Here is an 18,300-nt window from a genome sequence, read left to right on the forward strand (position 1 = left end):
CTTTCCTATTTGTCGCATTTGTCTGGCCGAGTCTCCCGGTCGCTGCCCGGACGGCTCTGGTTTTACTGGCTTAAGATTCGTGACAGGTACCTCGCCACCGCCCGCACCGAACTCATCGAGCCGGGATAGTCCATGCGGGTTGGCCCGATGACCCCCACGTGGGCTTGACCGGCACCGGCCGGAGCGTAGCTGGAGGACACAATGGCGGTTTCTTTCAACACCTCGTGGCCGGATTCCTCACCGATAATCACGTTTACCGGTTCGGCCTCGCGCATCTCGCCGAACAGTTTCAGCAGCACGACCTGTTCTTCCAACGCTTCCACCAGGGCGGTCAGGGTTTCGCTAAACGCGCCGGAACGTGACAGGTTCGCCATCCCCGCCATCACAATCCGCGTCTCGACCGCGCCTTGTTCCAGAGCCGCGGCGATGTTTTGCGCCAAGATAGTAGCGTTTTCCCGCAGGGCTTGATTGCCCACGGTAGCCAGCCATTCTTGCAAAGCCGCCTGTTGGGCGGGGGTGTCCGACCGGGAAAACACAGCAGCGAGCGGGGTACCGATGGAGCTGAGGTCAGTCTCACTGACTTCGTGGGGCAGGTTCACCAGAATCTGGTCCACCCGTCCCGTTTCGGAAATAATAATCGCCAGCACTTTGCAGTCCGGTCCCGCCCCCAAACGCACCAGTTCCAGGTGACGCAACCCGGACGGGTTGAACGCCGGGAACTCCACGACTGCCGTCTGGTGCGTCATCTGAGCCAAGAGACGCACCGTGCGCTCCATCACGTCCTCCAACCCCACCGCGGAGGTAAAGAATTCGGTGATGGCCTTTCTCTCGGGGGCCGAAAGCGGCTTGATGGCCTCTATCTGGTCCACGAAGTAGCGGTAGCCCTTGTCGGTGGGAATACGTCCGGCAGAAGTGTGGGGCTGGCGGATTAGGCCTTCTTCCTCCAGCTGGGCCATGTCGTTGCGAATGGTCGCGGCGGAAACCCCCAGCGAGTGCCGCTCGACCAGGGACTTTGACCCGACCGGTTCTTGAGTTTCGACGTAGTCGGAAACGATGGCTCGTAGCACTCCCAGACGCCGATCCGCCGCCTTGTCTGCCATCGTTCCTCCTGTTCCTTTTCCTTGAGTCCGCAGCACGGTTGGCTGCCTAACTCGCGTTAGCACTCACAGCCTCCGATTGCTAATCTTACCCGCTTCGGCGCAAAACTCCCACCGCGGAACCCGCTAGACTGACCAATCACACCAAACGCAGACTTTACGCGGGTTCAGACCGACCTCACTCGTGCACAGGAGAGACAGTTAAGGGCCAAGGCATGGTTCGCGGGGGCAGGAAACGAGCGAAAACACCGCCCACTACGGCGGAACCAACCAACAAGCTGGTGATGATCATGTAGGCGACCTGAGCCTGAACTGTCGAATCAATCGTAATGGACACGAAAGGCGCCAACAAGGTCACCGCGAAAACGGCACCAGCCTCGGAACCAAGTACCGTCCCCACCACTACAGACAACACCGCCGCCCCAACCAACAGCCAAATGATGCCGCTCATCCCAGACACTGTGCCCTTGGGAATGATTCCGGAACGCAGAATCAGATCCCCCATCCACCAGGCTGCTATAGCCGTCGAAGCCACGTAGGCAACGTTAAGAATCGCCTGCAAACCCGCATCGGCAAGCCATTTTGCCCCACGGGTGGTAACTGCGGTAACCATCACAATGACCCAAACCAGCCCTCCCAGATCCGCCAACCCGACCGGCGAGGCAATCACAAGGGCTATTGAAACGACCGCCAAAACCGCGGGAACAATCAACGTAACCGCCGCATTTGCCCGGGACGTTGACCGGCGTGTGGAGCCGTCCTCAGCAACCTCTGCAGTGGCTTTGGCGGTTTGTTTCCAGGATTCCCCGTCTTTGGACTTCATCTGTTTCATGGTCATCTGGCTGATGCGCGGCGCTGAGGTCACCGACAACAGCCCCGCCACCGCGCCGAGCACAACAATCAGCACCAACATCTGTAACAACAGGTAGTGGTCATCCACCAGCGCGAATCCGCCCGTGACAATCAGCAGGGACACGGTCGTCAGCGCCAGACCGTGCACAGATCCGGCCCAGGCAACGCGACGTTCCTCCGTGACCTTGCGCCCGAACAGGATATGCAAGGCCGTCAGATATTTCTCCATCAGCCCTGATTCCAGCAGCACACCGGCGATGGTGCACCACACAATCAGTCCCGCAAACGAGAAACGATTAAAGGGGCCAACCAGCTCAATAAGCCCGGTCGTGGCAAGCGTGGACGGTCCAATCTCGATGGCTACACCCACCAACGCCGGCAACCCGATGGCAAACATAATCGGCACCCGAATCGCCAACAGGAGCGCGGCCACCAGGATAGCCACAATGGCCACGATGATTCCGCTCATTTTGCGCCCCCCTTACCTTTGGGTTTGCGCGGGGCTACCGGCTGCACCTTGCCTGCCGCGTTGATCCTTACTTTTTGGGGACTGGACGCAATAGGTTTCCCGGTCGGTTTGGTCGTTTTCTTCGCCTTGGCTGGTTTCGAGGTTTGGGCTGGTTTGGCAGCTTTGGCTGGCTTTGCGGATTTCGGTTTCTTGGGGCGAACGTCTTGTTCGGCAAGGAATACCTTGATGGACGCGACGAGGGCGCGGATAGCCACAATCAGGATGCCCAAGGATCCCAGAAATGCGGGAATAACCGCCACCACCAGAGGTACGCCGATAACCATCATGGGTTGAGTCGCAGTGTTGGGAACTGATACGACGGTAACAGCCGTGGCGACGAGAGCAAAAAGCGTCGTTGCTGTATCACTGATTAATAACTGGAGGCTGGTGCGTTCTTCGGGGCGACCAAGGCGCGGAAGACTCCAGGCGATAAGCGCCACGACCAGTGCCAGATACGTCGCCCAGACTGACAGGATGCCGCTCCACTGTTCGGCAGCCAGGGTCAAAGTTTTGGCGGGGTCGCCTTCGAAACCAACCCATTTCGAGGACATCGGCAATTTCAGGCCGCCCAAACCCAGCACCGCTATGCGACCGGCGCCATGCAGCATAGCGCTCAGAGCCAGCAAGGCAGAAATCAGCACCATGGCCAGTCCCGCGGCGCGCTGCCACATGGGCGGTTTCGGGGTTGCGGTTTCCTCGACCGCAACCGGAGCATCCACAGCACTGTCCTCATTAGTCACCTTTTGATTTTATCCGCAAAAGTAACGTAACTTTGGGATTTAAGGTGACCAGGGAGACTATTGAACGGATAAAACACCGAAGGGCGACGGTCTCGCACTCCGTCGCCCTTCAGCTCCCTATTAAGTTATAGGTCTTGTTTATTTCGTAGCCGGCTGGTTCAACGCCGCAGCCAACTGTTTGATGGACTCGGGTGTGAAGCCAAGCTGGTTCAGGATATTCTTCATGGAACCAGTGTCAGTCATCATGCCCTTGACCTGGTTCAAAGCGTCTTGCTTAGCCTTTTCTTCGGCAGCCTTAGTTTGCGCTTCCAGGGCGGCTGATTCTGCTAGGGTGCCTTCCACCAGCTTCGAGGCGTCATTGTTCAGCTTTGCACCGTTGACCAGCTCGGCGACTTTCGGGCTAACCGCGCCCGGACCGCCCACCACGATGGTCTTTTCCGAACCGTGACGGCGTAGTGCCTGGTAGGACGGCTCCGGCAATTGCTTGGCTCGAGTCAAAATCATTGCTGCATTTTGGTCAGCTGCCAACGCGCCGCCAGAAAGGGCGTCGGGGAAATTCTCACCGTTCACCAGGACGGCTGCCGTGGTTCCGGGCTGCGATGCCGCCAAATTTGCCGCCGTTTCGTAGCGATCCTTGCCCATAATCGGTTTAATATTCACCGACATAGTCGTAGGCCACGGCGTGTTTTGCACTGCGCGCACTGCCGGACCACCGACCGCAGTAATCTGCAGCGGTCGAGTCTGACCTAGCTCCGAGATATAGCTGTAGGTGGCGGGATCCAAGGTATTGCCCTTGCTCAACAGCATTAGCGCACCTGACCTGCCCGCGGCGGCGCCCGCGACCAGCGCGTCCGGGAAACCGACGCCATCGGCGATAAACAGGTTCAGCGGCTTTTGCGGGGCCGCCCCGATGAGAGGCTCCGTGGCACGGTTGACCGCCACCGCGGTATTGAAACGGTCCGGTCCGGCGATACGGGTGATGTTAACCCCGGCATCGCGCAGTTCGAACTCGTCGTAGGGAGTCATCGGTACCTGACCGCCCACCAAGTAAAGGTTCTTCTTGCCCGAAGCCTTGATTTGATCCATGACGGAGGGCTCCAAACCGGTCTTCCAAGTGGTCAACAGAATCGGGGCGTGCATTCCGGCAGCAAACGGCGTGGAGGACAAACCGTCAGCAGCCACATTTCCGTCGACCAGTACGATGGAATCCCCCGGGAATTGGCCGAGCTTCCAAGCCGCAATCGCGGTCAGCACCCGGTTGCTGCCCTCAGCGCGCAGCGTATTCTTGGACAGAGCCTTGGCCAGGCGCTTTTCGTCCGCCTTAGCTTTCTTGTCCTTCTCAGCCTGGGCCTTCTTCGCTTCGGCGGCCTGCTGCTTCGGGTCCTTTATGGTCTTGCCATCCTGACCAATCTTGTACTTCTTCTTTAGCTCTTCTTCCAGCTTCTTGCGCAGAGCCTCTTCCTTGGCCTTGGCCTCCTCGGCAGCCTTCTTGGCTTTTTGCTCCGGCGTCATGTTCTTTTCGTTCACGACGTCCTCAAAGGACTTGCCGGAAAGCAGAGCCTCGATGGCGGTTTGCGTACCCTTGGCATCTTCCAAAGCCTTCTGGGAGGTATCGATTGGGTCGTCAACCGTCCCCAGGGAGGTCTGTGCCTGCAACAGGAATTTCTTGGCCTCGTCAATGGAAGTCGCCCGCCGTGCGCTCTCCCACAGAGCCTTCAGCTCGTCGATAGCGCCGTTGACGGTATCGGCCGCGTTATCCAACCGAGAGGCGTGGCGCTCCAAGTCGCTGACCAGAATCTTTAGCTGCGGCTTCATTGATTCGGGAGCCGTCGCCAACGCATTGCGCGCCTTGGTCAGCATATCGCCAACCTGAATCTGGCGGCGCATAATGTCGGGGCGCGCCCCCACGGCACGGTCGTAGTAGCCGCCAATCTGCGCGGCAATCTTATCTTTCTCAGAAGGATCGACCAGGTCAGAGCCGTCCATACCCTTGATCAATGCCGCAATGGTCCAGCGCGCGTTGATGGCGTTCAGCTTGTAGTTCGGCATCTGCTGAGCGACTTCAGCTAGTTTTCCGCTCAGCTTTTGAATCTTCGGCTGATACTTCTCATCTTTATGATTGGGTTTCTTTGCCGCTAGTGTGGCTACGGTCTTTGACGCGGCGGTGTATTCCGTATTTTTTGCGTCCAGAGTTGCCTTCTCGGAATTCAACTTATCCGTGGCTTGCGCTATAGCGGCCTCTTTTTTATTCGGATCCGTATCGGGCAAGGCGTTTGCGTCATCCAAAGCCTTTTGGGCAGCGGCAACCTTCTCTTCCTGTGTCTTTACCGCTTTCGCCTTGTCTGCCGCGTCCTTTTGGGCGTTAAAGTAATCGTCAGCCCAGGTCACATAAGCATCGACAAAGGCCGCATTCCGGTTTTTCACTTCCGACTGCCACTTATCCTCAATACCGTTTCCGGAAGAGTTGGTCGCCAAGTTGTCGGCTTCAGTCTGAGCCTGTTGTGCCAGTTCCAGCACTTTACTTGCCCATGACTGGTTCATCTGAGCATTCGAGACTTTCTTGGTGGCTTCTTCCAAGGCGGTAGTTTTCTGAGCTTGGTCGTTGTGCAAACGCTTTAACTTCAGCTCCACGACATCGGTTGCGTCGTCGTACCATCTCTTGAGCTTCTGACCCGCCTCTGGGTCGTCTCTGGGAACATCGGCAAATGACTGAACCAGAGTAACCTGTTCACGGCATACACTGGGGTCTACTGCCCGCTCGTCATCAGTACAAAACTTCTTATTGTCGTCTGGTTTTTGGTATTTGATGCCTTCTCGAACCCACTTCGGCAGCCCGGCATAGTTGTGATAGGTCTGGAAGTCAGATATGGCATTGGGGTTGTTATACACCCCCAGCTGGGTCTTTATTTCTTCCAGCTCCCGGATTGCGTCGTCGTAACGGTCCTTGTCCTCTTGGGCAGTTTTCTCATCTTCCTTGCGGGCTTTAAACAAACCATCAATCTTCTCGTAGTCCTTTTGAGCTTGCAGGACTTGGTCGGCAATAGAGCCGGAATCTGGGGTTTTACAGCCAGCGGCAGAAATCTTTTCAATGAGGCTGCGCGGTTCACCAACCACAACCGGGCCAAGGTTCAAATCTGTTTTCTTAAACTCTTTATTGTTTATGTCTGTATAAGACGGGTTATCTTTGAATTTCTTTTCAATACCCACGCCGGAGTTGCTGGTCTCAGTTTTGAGCTCACCCCAGGTCACAGACACTGTCTGACCGTCCATACCGTTTTCTTGGTTAATCGAGGACTTAGCACCATTTGTGCACAGCGACTGCTGAATAATCTTCAGGGCTTCGCCCGGAGCCGAGGGGGAATCCGGGTTGGGGACCATGGTCTCTTCTGTCTTGGCGGGACGCGTTTTATCGAGGAAAACCGAGAAATCGGTTTGCTGCGCATCCAAAATAATTCCCAAACCAACGTGGATACCGATTAGAGTCTTGCCGTCGGCACTGATAACCGGAGCGCCAGCATCTTCTGGCAACACCACAATCTTTTCAGGATCTTCCCACCCCTTGCGGACGGTATCCCAGGCAATCGTGCCGAGGTCTTTATCGTCTTTGAAGCTCGGGTGGCTCTCACGCCACTGGTTCCACTGCTGCACTTTCGAGCGCGGCTGCGTCACCGTATCGTTGACCAGTTTCGTAATCGGCAAATAGGTTTCCTGGTAGGCGATTCGAGGAATACCACCCTCGGGACGCCAGCCAAACATGGTTCCCTTTTCCCCGCTCATGTTGCCGTTCACCCCGCTGTCCTTCACTTTCACCGGAGTGGCAACGTTGGCGGGAACATCTCGATCCAAGCGGGCAATAACCACCTGGGTGGCTGCCTTGGGGTCAAAGGAAACGGCAGAAATCCAAAACACGTTCTGGGGTCCTTTGCCCGGGATTGCTTCGGAACCGAAAGTAACGCGAGGCGGTGGCACGGCACCCGAGGTTTGTTCACCCGCTTTGGCAGACATGGAGAATGCGTAGGGCTTACCGTCTGCGTTCGTGACACAGCTCTTCATGGTGGCGATGTGGCGGGAATCCAGCAGCACGCCAGTGCAAATGTCAACGGCGGCTCCGTCGGTCTCTTTGTATGTATTGCCATCCTTTTCCCGGTACTTGGCCATATGCGGCACTTCCACCCGTGCCACTGCTGTGATACCTGGACGGCTATTGTCCCCCGCGTTCACGGGTTCACCGGACAGCGCGCTTGCCGGGGCGATTCCTGTAAAAGCTAAACCAGCCGAGAACAGGCACACCAGACCGGCTCGGCGCATCTTCTTACCAACGTGGCTGCGAGTTTCCACGATAGCCTCCTCATAATCCATCCATGGAAAAGCCCGGTTTTCCCCTGACGTCTGGGAACCGGTAAGCACATCCAAATGCTCAAGCTATTTATTCGTCAAGGCACCTTCAATTGTGAGCCTTTTGGCGTCATTTCAGCGAAAACTAAGCCTTTTCCAGTGATTTTCCATAATCGCAGGTCAGTCCCTCAAAGCGCAGGTCGCAGCGCTGCTAGCGCGCAATTCTCTGTTCCGCTTTACCAAATCTTTACTTCCATGTCCGAACAATCCCGCCCCCCGCTGCTCCCCTCACCACCACGCGGGGCTCAGTTTTCGCAGGGCCGCAAGCGGAACGACCATCACCCCGTCCGCCCGGGTGTACGCGACATTGCCGGCCCCGCTCGACAGCGCTAATCCTGGTAGTGTCCTCGGCACTGCAGAATCTCTAAAGTTTCTCCTCTAAGACGATAGACCAGCCGGTTTTTCTCATCGATACGCCGACTAAAACACCCTGACAGCTCCCCTTTGAGCGGCTCGGATTTTCCCAATCCAGAAAGTGGATTCCGCTGGGTATCCTTCACCAACTTATTAATTCGGCGTAATGTCTTTCTGTCTTGGGTTTGCCAATATAGGTAGTCCTCCCAAGCCCCTTCAAACCAAACGAGACGCACTTCACGCCTCAATCAGGTCGTGTTCCACGCCTTCACCGGCATCCAGCGCAGACTTTGCATCGCGCAGATTGCGTAGGTTCGATTCACTATAAAACGGGTCAGGACGCGAGACCTCAAAAGGGATGCGGTTTTCCCCGGTCGCTTTCTTTGCGAAAATCGTAAATGCGGTGGTCATGTTCATTCCCAGATCGCGGCAAAGTTCTTCCATCGCCGCTTTCAACTCCGCGTCCATCCGAATCGTCACATTTGCTGTAGCCATTGCACTCACCTCGCACACTATTATACAACTAACGCACCACTAATTCGCTCGTGAATCTGTGCTGAGTCTCACCACCATGCGGGGCTTAGTTTCGCAGGGCCGCAAGCGGAATGACCATTACCCCATCCGCCCGAGTATACGCGACCTGGCCATACAGAGTTTTTCGCTAGTTTTATCCAGAGTTTTTCGCCGAACGTTGCGAGGATAATCGGAAGGACACGTCCTGCCAGACGCTATAAGACCAGGTAAACCGGATTTTGGCGTCCCCTTGCGCCCGGTACTTAACCCGAACTTCCCGCTTAACATAACACTTGGGGAAGTTAAGTGGGAAGTAAGTGGGAAGTTCGGCTGCGGTGTGTCGCGAACGTTTGCAGCCGGCCCCCCTATGACACCCCCACCAGGCGTTGAATGACCGTGTCGGCCAGCAGGCGGCCGCGCCGAGTCAGCACTGCCCGACCCGCGCCGCTGGTCAGAGCGTCCGGTGCCGACCTGCCCTGGTGTAAAAGCTCGTCCTGGTGGGGAAATCCGTCCGCCTGCGGCAGCTCGCCCCCCTGCGAGAGCTGTCGAACCGGCAGCGAACCGCCCTTTTGCACCAACTCGCAGTCCGGCAGCGAGTCACCGCCGGGCAGCAGCGCGCCGTCCAGCAAACCCTCCGCAGCCAACTCGTGCGCCTCACGATGCAATGCCGCCGCGTCGACCCCGAACTCTCGGGCATATTCGCCCAAATCCAGGCCCTGGCGCAGGCGCAGATTCAGCAGGAGTTTTTCCAGGCGGGCGCTTTCGCCGGTGATGATTTCCTGGCCGTCAATAGGCCGATGGCCCGCTTGCAGGGACTGCGCCCACTTCGCGGGGTGACGCAGGTTCCAAAACCGCGCGCTCCCCAGGTGCGAGTGGGCGCCGGGCCCGAAACCGTACCAATCTTGGTCACGCCAATAGGCCAGGTTGTGGCGGCATTCGTGGCCCGGGCGCGCCCAGTTGGAAATCTCGTACCATTGCAAGCCCGCCGCGCTGAGCGTCTCATCAGCCAGCTCGTATTTATCCGCCTGATCATCGGGATCCACCGGGGGGATTTTCCCCTGCGCGAGGGCGCGTCCCAGCGCGGTCCCCGGCTCGATAACCAGGGCGTAGCAGGACACGTGGTCTACCCCTAGCTCCAGCGCGGCATCCAGGGAGGCCCGCCAATCCGCCAAGCTCTCTGTCGGCGTGCCATAGATGAGGTCCACGCTGACCTCGAGCCCTTGCGCGCGCGCCGCCCGCACGCCTGCCACCAGGTGCTGTTGCTGATGCGTCCGGTCCAAAGTCGCTAACACGGCGGGAATGGCCGACTGCATTCCAAAGGACACCCGCGTAAAACCGCCCGCCGCCAGGGCTTCTAGATACTGCGGCGTCACCGTGTCGGGATTTGCCTCGGTCGTTACTTCCGCCCCGGGTGCCAGCCCGAAAGTTTCGCTCAGGCCGCGCAAGACCCGCACCAAATCGGTCGCCGGTAAGACTGTTGGGGTTCCCCCACCGAAGAACACGCTGGTCAGCGCCCGACCGTCCTGGTGACCGCTACCTGTGTCACCGGCACCAACGCCACCGCCCTCGTGACCGGCCCCGCCCTGGTGACCCCCGCCCTGACTCTTTGCGACCGACCCGGAATAATCCGGCGCATACAGGCCGACTTCCTGGAGCAACGCCGCCGCATATCCCGCCACGCCGGGTCCCAGGGACAGATTCGAGTACGTATTGAAATCGCAATAGCCGCAACGCCGCAGGCAGTAGGGCACATGCACGTAGGCGCAGAGCGTGCGCGGCGAATTCATCAGGCTTCGCCCGTCCCGTACCACGGCTCACGCGGCGCAAACCCGGACTCGGCGGGCTTCTCCGTGGCGCTAACCCGCCCCAAACGGGCCGTCACCTGGAACGACGCGGCCTGTTCGCGTTCTTCAGCCGAGCCGCGCGCCAGGCGTACCACACACAAATCATGCACGTCCCGGCCCTCACGAGCGGCCCGGCGCTCGAAGGCCGTCACCACCCGACCGTCGAAACGCGGCGCAAAACCGCCGCGCTGACCTTGTGGATCGTTGACATCGGGACGCTGGCCAACGTGCGGGTTAGACAATCCGAGGGTGGACTCAACCACGTCACGCTGCTGCCAAGCGTAGTCGTCCCAATCGGTCGCCAAGCGCCACTGACCCCCGTCTTCCAGCAGCTGGGCGACAATGGCCGCAAACTCCGGCGCCACCAGACGTCGCTTGTGATGGCGAGTTTTCGGCCACGGGTCAGCGAAAAACGTCCACATCTCGTGTACCGTCGCCTCACCGAGCAAAATGGGCAAGGCTTGCAGGGCGTCCACGTCCGCGACTTTCAGGTTTGGCAAGCCGTCATAGTTACGCACGGCGGAGGACACGATTTTCGCCACCCCCGGCAGCCACACTTCAAACCCCAAGTAGTTGTTCTCGGGGTGCAGTGCGGCAGCGTTAGTGATTTGCTCGCCGTTACCGCAGCCGACCTCGACAATGAGCGGGGCTTCGCGGCCAAACACGACGCGGGGATCCAGGCGCTCCCCCTCGGCCGCCATCGTCGGTCCCGCCCCGCGTTTCACGTCCAACAGGTAGGCGTCTTTGTACTTTTCAAAGGTCTTTTCCAGAGTTTGGCCCATGCGGTCGCCGCGCCGGGCAAAAGTTCTGACCCGCGGGTAAGGGCGCTGGCGGTCAGGGTTTTCATCGTCCCCTCCGGACTGGGCGTCGGCTCGAATCGTTTTGCCCATTACTTTTTCGGATCCTCATTGGATAGCGCGGCGATGAAAGCCTCCTGGGGAACCTCGACCCGCCCGATGGCTTTCATGCGTTTCTTGCCGGCCTTTTGCTTTTCCAACAGTTTGCGTTTCCGGCTGATGTCGCCGCCGTAGCACTTGGCGAGCATATCCTTGCGCAGCGCCCGAATATTTTCCCGGGCGATGATGCGAGTGCCGATAGCCGCCTGGATAGGCACCTCAAACTGTTGGCGCGGAATGAGTTTGCGCAGTTTCGTCGCCATCGCGGTCCCGTAACTGTAGGCATTATCCTTGTGAACGATGGCGGAAAACGCGTCAACCTGTTCCCCGTTCAGCAAAATGTCCACCCGCACCAGGTCGGCCGGAGCCATCCCGTCCAGGTGGTAGTCCAGCGAGGCGTAGCCCTTGGTACGGGATTTCAGCTGATCAAAGAAGTCGTAAACAATCTCACCCAAGGGCAGGGTGTAATGCAGTTCCACCCGATCCGAGCTCAAGTACTCCATATTCTTCATGGCGCCGCGCCGATCCTGGCACAGTTCCATGACCGGACCGACAAAGTCCGAGGGCGTCAGGATAGTCGCGGCCACCACCGGCTCGCGCACTTCCTTGACTTTGCCTTCGGGGAACTCAGAAGGGTTCATGACGTGAGTTTTCGTGCCGTCTTCCGCCACCACCACGTATTCCACGTTCGGGGCGGTAGAAATCAGCACCAGATCAAACTCGCGTTCCAGACGCTCGCGAATAATCTCGAGGTGCAGCAAACCCAAGAAACCGCAACGGAAACCTGACCCCAGGGCGGCTGATGATTCCGGCTCAAAAGTCAGCGACGCGTCATTGAGTTTCAGTTTGTCCAGCGCGTCACGCAACACCGGGAAATCGGTTCCGTCAATCGGGTACAGTCCCGAAAACACCATCGGCATCGGGTCGCGGTAGCCCGGCAAAGGTTCGCGAGCGCCCTTTTCCGCAGAAGTAACGGTATCGCCCACGCGGGATTGGCGCACGTCTTTCACCCCGGTAATGAGGTAGCCGACTTCGCCCGCACCGATACCTTTCGTGGGAATCGGATCCGGGCTGATGACACCCAGTTCCAGCAGTTCGTGGGTGGTGCCGGTGGACATCATGTTGATTCGCTGGCGGGCATTGAGCGTTCCGTCCATGACGCGCACGTAGGTCACGACCCCGCGATACGTGTCATAAACCGAGTCGAAAATGAGTGCGCGGGTCGGGGCGTCGGGCTGTCCAGAGGGCGGGGGGACCTGGGAGACAATCTCGTCCAGCAGGGCCTGCACGCCCTCCCCGGTCTTGCCCGAAACTCGCAAGCAGTCCTCGGGCTGGCACCCGATGAGGTTCGCCAGTTCTTCGGCGTGCTTTTCCGGCATCGCACCGGGCAGGTCAATCTTGTTCAGCACCGGAATAATGGTCAAGTCCCCTTCCAAGGCCAGGTAGAGGTTCGCCAGGGTTTGCGCCTCGATGCCTTGGGAGGCGTCCACCAGGAGCACCGCCCCTTCACAAGCCGCCAGGGAACGTGAGACTTCGTAGGTAAAGTCCACGTGACCAGGGGTGTCAATCATGTTTAGGGCGTAGGCTGTGTCTCCCACCTGCCAGGGCATCCGCACGGCTTGGGATTTAATGGTGATGCCGCGTTCGCGTTCAATGTCCATCCGGTCCAAGTATTGGGCACGCATCTCACGGTCCGAGACGACTCCGGTTAGCTGCAGCATCCGATCCGCCAGTGTCGACTTGCCATGGTCGATGTGGGCGATAATCGAAAAGTTACGAATCAGGGACGGGTCGGTGGCGGCGGGCGCAATCGACTGTAACAGGACATCACCAGGAATGGGCATGGACTTCCTTATCTTTCTCGCTAGACATTCCATTTTGTCATTTTTCCCACGTTTGCCCAATCTTTAGCGGGCTGCAAGGGGCCGTGTCTCCCGCTACGAAATTCACCGGAGGACTTTCGTGCACAAGTTTTGGCAATCGCCCTGGTTGTTGCCCGGCGTGGCGTTCCTCCGGTCAGGAATAATTTGGGCCTGCCGGACTATTGCGCAGGGACGCGGAATCTGTTACCTTGAAACATCTGTAATCTCGCCGCAGAGATTGTTCGCTGACCCCGACGCGTCAGCCACTTCTTAGCTGCAGGTCACCAGGTTTTCCCAGCGCCACGGGAACGCCGGTTCGTTAGCCAAGATAAAGCCCAAACCGGTAACACTCGTGTTTCTGCCGCACGGCGTACCCACCATACTCAAAGTCCAGGGGGAACCCATGTTAAAACTGTTTTCTAAAGCGTCTATCGCGGTTTTATTAGTTTTTGCTATGCCGTTTGTTTTGTCGGGGTGTTCCCAGCGCGATTCTGCTCCGAGTGATGCGGCAGCTCCCAAGTTGTCCATTTCCGACATTAAACAGGAGGTTCAAGAAAGTTGGATGCCTACCCAATTCCTCGCGCAGGCATCTTTCCGTTCCGATAAGCACTTGGATTTGAAACCTGTCAAGGAGGAGTCCTCTTCTCGCCAAATTTCTTTTGTGTGCGCACAAGACTCGCCCTCCCCCGTTTCGATTTGGCTTCGGCACGGTAGCGAATTACGTCGGCTAGCAGAAATCGGGGCCTGCGACTCAGATACGGAGCTTCAAACTGTGGGACTTTCGACCTCACTGTTTCCTCAGGCAGAACAAGCACTGTTCATCGCCAACGATGACACCCGCATCGCCGCGGTTGTTTTTGAAACCAACCAAGAAACGCCCTTGTGAACGTGTCCCGTATCGGCGTGCAGACACCGGAAATCAGCACGAAACATCTAGATGATGAGCGGCATCACGAAGGTGGGACGCAGTCTGAATCCGTTAGCTCAGCGTTTTCACCGCCGATTTGCGGATGAGGCGCAAAATGGCGTAGGATATTTCCTTGTGTGTCGCCAAAACCGGCGAAAATCAATACTTTTGAGGGAAGAACATTGGCAAATATTAAGTCTCAGATGAAGCGGATTCGCACCAATGAAAAGGCGCGCCTGCGTAACCTGTCCGTGCGCTCCGAGCTAAAGACCCTGGTGCGCAAGACCCGCGAGGCTATCGAGGCTGGGGATAAGGCCGCAGCCGAAGCCAACTTGAAGGTGGCCACCCGCCGCCTCGACGTGGCAGCTTCCAAGGGTATCATCCACAAGAACCAGGCGGCTCAGCGCAAGTCCAAGCTGGCCACCCGCGTTGCTGCCATGCAGTAACCGGTTTCTCTAAGCTATTTGAAAACGTCCACCTCGGTGGGCGTTTTCCTTTTGCCCACGAGAAAACCCGGTGTGGAACAGAAACTCGGATTGTCTGGCGAATGCGCGCGGCTGAAAACCCGGGATAAAACCTATTTAAACGCTTCGGTGTGCCATATATGGCACACCGAGCCAAATTAATAGGATTAACGCCCCCCGTTTCCGAAAAATACACGCGAGGAGCGGGAGTACCAGCTCCGCACCAAGACCGGCAACCAATACCCCAGGCAGGGTTCATTGATGCTCAGGAACGACCACTGGAACGCAAAAGCTGCCGCTCAGCCTTGTTCAGGGCAAACTACGTACACAGAAGAGGTGTTGCACTGTTTACGCGCTTTGGACACGAATCGCTCTTCGTTGGTAAAGCCACCGCCAAGGGAAACCTTTTTGCCGATTTCCAAAACAGTTCCATCCGGCAGGGTGACGGATTTGTCTGAAATCTGGCTTCCCTTGGGTAATAAAGGCACTATCGCGGGAACCTCGTCATCCCCTTCGAGGACCAAACATCCTTGCTCATCAACCTGCATTATTCCAGTTACCAAAGCCTCATTGCAGGCATTGCTGGATCTATCATTCACGAGGGTAAAGAAGTCCGCAGTTGCGCTGGTAGACGGGCTTGCGGGCTGCGTTGTCGGGCTAGCCGCCGCGGCGTCATTAGCGGGCTGCGTGCCGGATTCACCGCAAGCTGACAACCCAAATCCGAGAGCCACCGCCGCGACTATCCCCAACGTACTATTGCGAATGAACGTATTCATGATATTTCTCCTGGAATCTGTATAACAGTTGAGAAAAAACCTAGCTTGCCGGCAATTTTATCAACGCGGATTTTTTGTGTAAATGAATCAAATCCGCCGATTACAGCATCGTGTGGCCGCCTCGACAGCGATTTAATACCCTCTGGGTCACGACTTTTTCGCCCGTAGGTCCCCTGGTCTAAACTGGATACGTTCATTGTCGGAAAGAAGAGGAATATGGCTGAAAACACCCCGGATACCCCAGACACCCCCCAGCACCGCTACACGGCTGAGATGGCGGGGAACCTGGAAGCAAAATGGCAACGAATTTGGGACGAAACCGGCGCATTTAACGCGGATAACCCCAGCGGCTCCCTGGCCGGCGACCTGGCAAAACACGAAAAATACTTCATCCTCGATATGTTCCCCTACCCCTCCGGCAAAGGTCTGCACGTGGGACACCCGCTGGGCTATATCGCCACCGACGTGGTCGCCCGCTACCAGCGCGCGCAGGGCAAGAACGTGCTCTACACCATGGGTTACGACGCGTTCGGCCTGCCCGCCGAGCAATACGCCCTGCAAACCGGCCAGCACCCAGCCATCACCACGCACGACAATATCGCCAACATGAGCAAACAGCTAGCGCGCATTGGCTTGTCCCACGACCGGCGGCGCTCTTTCGCCACGACCGACCCGGACTATTTCAAGTGGACCCAGTGGATTTTCCTGCAAATTTTCAACTCCTGGTATGACCCCCAGGCTCCGCGCCGCGACGGCTCCGGAAAAGGCGCGGCTCGGCCGATTACCACCCTTGTGAAGCAGTACGAGGACGGCACGCGCCCCACCCCGGACGGGCGGGCGTGGGCCGAGCTTTCCGCAGTGGAACAGGCAGAACTCATTGACGCCGAGCGCCTGGCCTACGTGGCATACGCGCCGGTGAACTGGGCACCAGGATTGGGCACGGTGCTGGCGGACGAAGAAGTCACCGCCGAGGGGCGTTCCGAACGCGGCAACTTCCCCGTGTTTAAGACGAAACTGCGCCAGTGGATGATGCGCATCACCCGCTACGCGGACCGGCTGGATGCGGATCTGGCCACGATTGATTGGCCGGACAAGGTCCGCACTATGCAGCACAACTGGATCGGCAAGTCCTTTGGCGCCACCGTAAACTTCCAGGTCGAGGCCGGTCAAGGGCCGCAGCCGCAGACGTTGCAGGTGTTCACGACCCGGCCCGACACCCTATTCGGCGCGACTTTCATGGTCATTTCCCCGGAACACCCACTGGTGGGTGCCGAGGACTGCACGGACGCAGAGTTGCAGGTGCCGGACGCTTGGCCGGAGGGGACCCGACCGGAGTGGACCGGCGGATACGCGACCCCGCGCGCAGCGGTGGCGGCCTACCGGGCACAGGCCAGCGCAAAGAGCGACAGCGAACGGACTGCGGAAACCGACTTCACCGAAAAGACCGGCGTGTTTACCGGCATTTTCGGGACGAATCCGGTCAATAGTTCCCTGGTGCCGATTTTCGTAGCGGATTACGTTCTGATGGGGTACGGCACGGGCGCGATTATGGCTGTGCCCGCCCACGACGAGCGCGATCACGCCTTTGCTCGGAAGTTCAACCTGGACATTATCCAAACTATTTCCGGCCCGGACGGCCTGGACGTGCAAGAGGAACCTTGGACCGGCGACGGCGTCATCGAAAACTCCGCCAACAGTGAAATCAGCCTGAACGGGCTGGGCAAGGCCGAGGCTATCGCAAAAATCAGCGACTGGCTGGCTCAGACCGGGCGGGGCGAAAAGACCGTGACTTACCGCCTGCGTGACTGGTTGTTTTCCCGGCAACGCTACTGGGGCGAGCCTTTCCCTGTGGTTTACGGCTCTGACGGGCGGGTTCACGCCCTGCCGGAAGAGATGTTACCCCTGGAGCTGCCCGAAGTGTCGGACTTCCGGCCCCGGACTTTTGACCCCGACGACGCCCACTCCACCCCGGAATCCCCGCTGGGCCGCGCTACGGACTGGATGACTGTCGAGCTGGACCTGGGCGAAGGCAAGCAGACCTACACTCGTGACCAAAACACCATGCCGAACTGGGCGGGCTCGTGCTGGTACGAGCTGCGCTACACCGACCCGGACAACCCCACGGCTTTTGCCAGCCCTGACAACGAAGCCTATTGGATGGGTCCGCGCCCCGCAGCGGGCAACCTCAGCGGCGGCACGGATTTGTACGTGGGCGGCGTGGAACACGCGGTGCTGCACCTGCTGTACGCGCGTTTTTGGCACAAGGTGCTCTATGACTTGGGGCATGTGTCCAGTTCAGAGCCGTTCCATCGCCTGTTCAACCAGGGCATGATTGAGGCTTACGCCTACACGGATTCGCGCGGGCAATACGTTCCGGCTGACGAGGTGGAGGGCAACGAAGATGACGGCTTTACCTGGCAGGGCCAGCCCGTCAACCGCGAGTTCGGCAAGATGGGCAAGTCGCTAAAGAACATCGTCACCCCTGATCAGATGTGTGCGGATTACGGTGCGGACACGTTCCGGGTCTACGAGATGTCGATGGGGCCGCTGGATATGTCCCGCCCGTGGGACACGCGCGCGGTGGTCGGTTCTCAGCGTTTCCTGCAGCGGCTGTGGCGCAATATCGTCGATGAAAACACCGGCGCGCTCACCGTCAGCGACGACGCTCCGGATTTGGCGACCGCAAAAGTGCTGGCTCGCACCATTCACGATGTCACCGTGGAGTATGACAATCTGCGCGTGAACACGGCTATCGCCAAGATGATTGTGCTGAACAATCACTTGACCGGGTTGCCCCGGGTGCCGCGTGAGACCGCAGAAGCGCTGGTCGTGATGGTCGCCCCCATCGCTCCGCACATTGCGGAGGAACTGTGGGAACGTTTGGGTCACCAGGGCGGAATCGCCCGGGCCACGTTCCCGGTCGTGACCGACGAGTCGCTGTTGGCGGCCGACGAGGTCACTTGCGTGGTGCAGGTGGCGGGCAAGGTGCGCGCGAAAGTGTCGGTGGACCCCGAGATTTCCGAGGCCGATTTGCAGGCGAAAGTCCTGGCGGAACCGGCCGTGGTGAAGTTGCTGGACGGGCGCGAACCGAA

General features: G+C 58.4%; 14 protein-coding genes. 3 read left to right on the forward strand and 11 right to left on the reverse strand.

The genetic code is table 11. The features are described from left to right. Window positions 1–62 precede the first annotated feature (62 nt). The 10 genes from hrcA to RDL66_RS07520 all read right to left on the reverse strand — a co-directional run bounded on the left by hrcA (window position 63) and on the right by RDL66_RS07520 (window position 13,466). The gene (gene hrcA, locus RDL66_RS07475; protein WP_299294506.1) at window positions 63–1,100 is read right to left on the reverse strand and encodes a heat-inducible transcriptional repressor HrcA; all 1,038 of its coding nucleotides are present in this window, start codon (window positions 1,098–1,100) and stop codon (window positions 63–65) included. Between the two features lie 175 nt (window positions 1,101–1,275). Then, entirely contained in the window at window positions 1,276–2,418 is a 1,143-nt protein-coding gene (locus RDL66_RS07480; RefSeq protein WP_308536253.1) for a hypothetical protein, read from the reverse strand. Further along, complete coding sequence (locus tag RDL66_RS07485) at window positions 2,415–3,197, reverse strand: hypothetical protein (protein WP_308536254.1); 783 nt, start codon at window positions 3,195–3,197, stop codon at window positions 2,415–2,417. The genes RDL66_RS07480 and RDL66_RS07485 overlap by 4 nt, the downstream gene beginning before the upstream one ends. 138 nt (window positions 3,198–3,335) lie before the next feature. Beyond that, the gene (locus tag RDL66_RS07490) at window positions 3,336–7,535 is read right to left on the reverse strand and encodes a cell wall-binding repeat-containing protein (protein ID WP_308536256.1); all 4,200 of its coding nucleotides are present in this window, start codon (window positions 7,533–7,535) and stop codon (window positions 3,336–3,338) included. A gap of 386 nt (window positions 7,536–7,921) precedes the next feature. Continuing rightward, complete coding sequence (locus RDL66_RS07495) at window positions 7,922–8,182, reverse strand: Txe/YoeB family addiction module toxin (protein ID WP_308536271.1); 261 nt, start codon at window positions 8,180–8,182, stop codon at window positions 7,922–7,924. A gap of 1 nt (window position 8,183) precedes the next feature. After that, complete coding sequence (locus RDL66_RS07500) at window positions 8,184–8,441, reverse strand: type II toxin-antitoxin system RelB/DinJ family antitoxin (protein ID WP_308536258.1); 258 nt, start codon at window positions 8,439–8,441, stop codon at window positions 8,184–8,186. A 383-nt stretch (window positions 8,442–8,824) separates the two neighbouring features. Next, a complete protein-coding gene (gene hemW / locus RDL66_RS07505) occupies window positions 8,825–10,246 on the reverse strand; it encodes a radical SAM family heme chaperone HemW (protein ID WP_308536259.1) in 1,422 nt (473 codons plus the stop codon). Then, window positions 10,246–11,193 (reverse strand): tRNA (guanosine(46)-N7)-methyltransferase TrmB, encoded by a 948-nt coding sequence (gene trmB / locus RDL66_RS07510; protein ID WP_308536260.1) that lies wholly within the window; start codon window positions 11,191–11,193, stop codon window positions 10,246–10,248. The genes hemW and trmB overlap by 1 nt, the downstream gene beginning before the upstream one ends. Next, window positions 11,193–13,043, reverse strand: coding sequence for a translation elongation factor 4 (gene lepA / locus RDL66_RS07515; protein ID WP_308536261.1), 1,851 nt, complete (start codon window positions 13,041–13,043; stop codon window positions 11,193–11,195). The genes trmB and lepA overlap by 1 nt, the downstream gene beginning before the upstream one ends. A 288-nt stretch (window positions 13,044–13,331) precedes the next feature. After that, a complete protein-coding gene (locus tag RDL66_RS07520) occupies window positions 13,332–13,466 on the reverse strand; it encodes a hypothetical protein (protein WP_308536263.1) in 135 nt (44 codons plus the stop codon). Between RDL66_RS07520 and RDL66_RS07525 the strand changes: the two genes are divergently transcribed. Together RDL66_RS07525 and rpsT are read left to right on the forward strand one after the other, a co-directional pair. Next, complete coding sequence (locus tag RDL66_RS07525; RefSeq protein WP_308536265.1) at window positions 13,465–13,947, forward strand: hypothetical protein; 483 nt, start codon at window positions 13,465–13,467, stop codon at window positions 13,945–13,947. The genes RDL66_RS07520 and RDL66_RS07525 overlap by 2 nt on opposite strands. 203 nt (window positions 13,948–14,150) lie before the next feature. Beyond that, window positions 14,151–14,414 (forward strand): 30S ribosomal protein S20, encoded by a 264-nt coding sequence (gene rpsT / locus RDL66_RS07530; protein ID WP_308536267.1) that lies wholly within the window; start codon window positions 14,151–14,153, stop codon window positions 14,412–14,414. 317 nt (window positions 14,415–14,731) lie between these two features. Here the strand turns inward: rpsT and RDL66_RS07535 are convergent, their stop codons facing one another. After that, window positions 14,732–15,208, reverse strand: a complete 477-nt coding sequence (locus tag RDL66_RS07535; RefSeq protein WP_308536268.1) for a hypothetical protein — start codon at window positions 15,206–15,208, stop codon at window positions 14,732–14,734. Window positions 15,209–15,424: 216 nt separating this feature from the next. Between RDL66_RS07535 and RDL66_RS07540 the strand changes: the two genes are divergently transcribed. Next, a partial coding sequence (locus RDL66_RS07540) for a class I tRNA ligase family protein (protein WP_308536269.1) occupies window positions 15,425–18,300 on the forward strand: 2,876 nt, incomplete at its 3' end.

This window comes from uncultured Mobiluncus sp., assembly GCF_902488535.1.
Lineage (GTDB): Bacteria > Actinomycetota > Actinomycetes > Actinomycetales > Actinomycetaceae > Mobiluncus.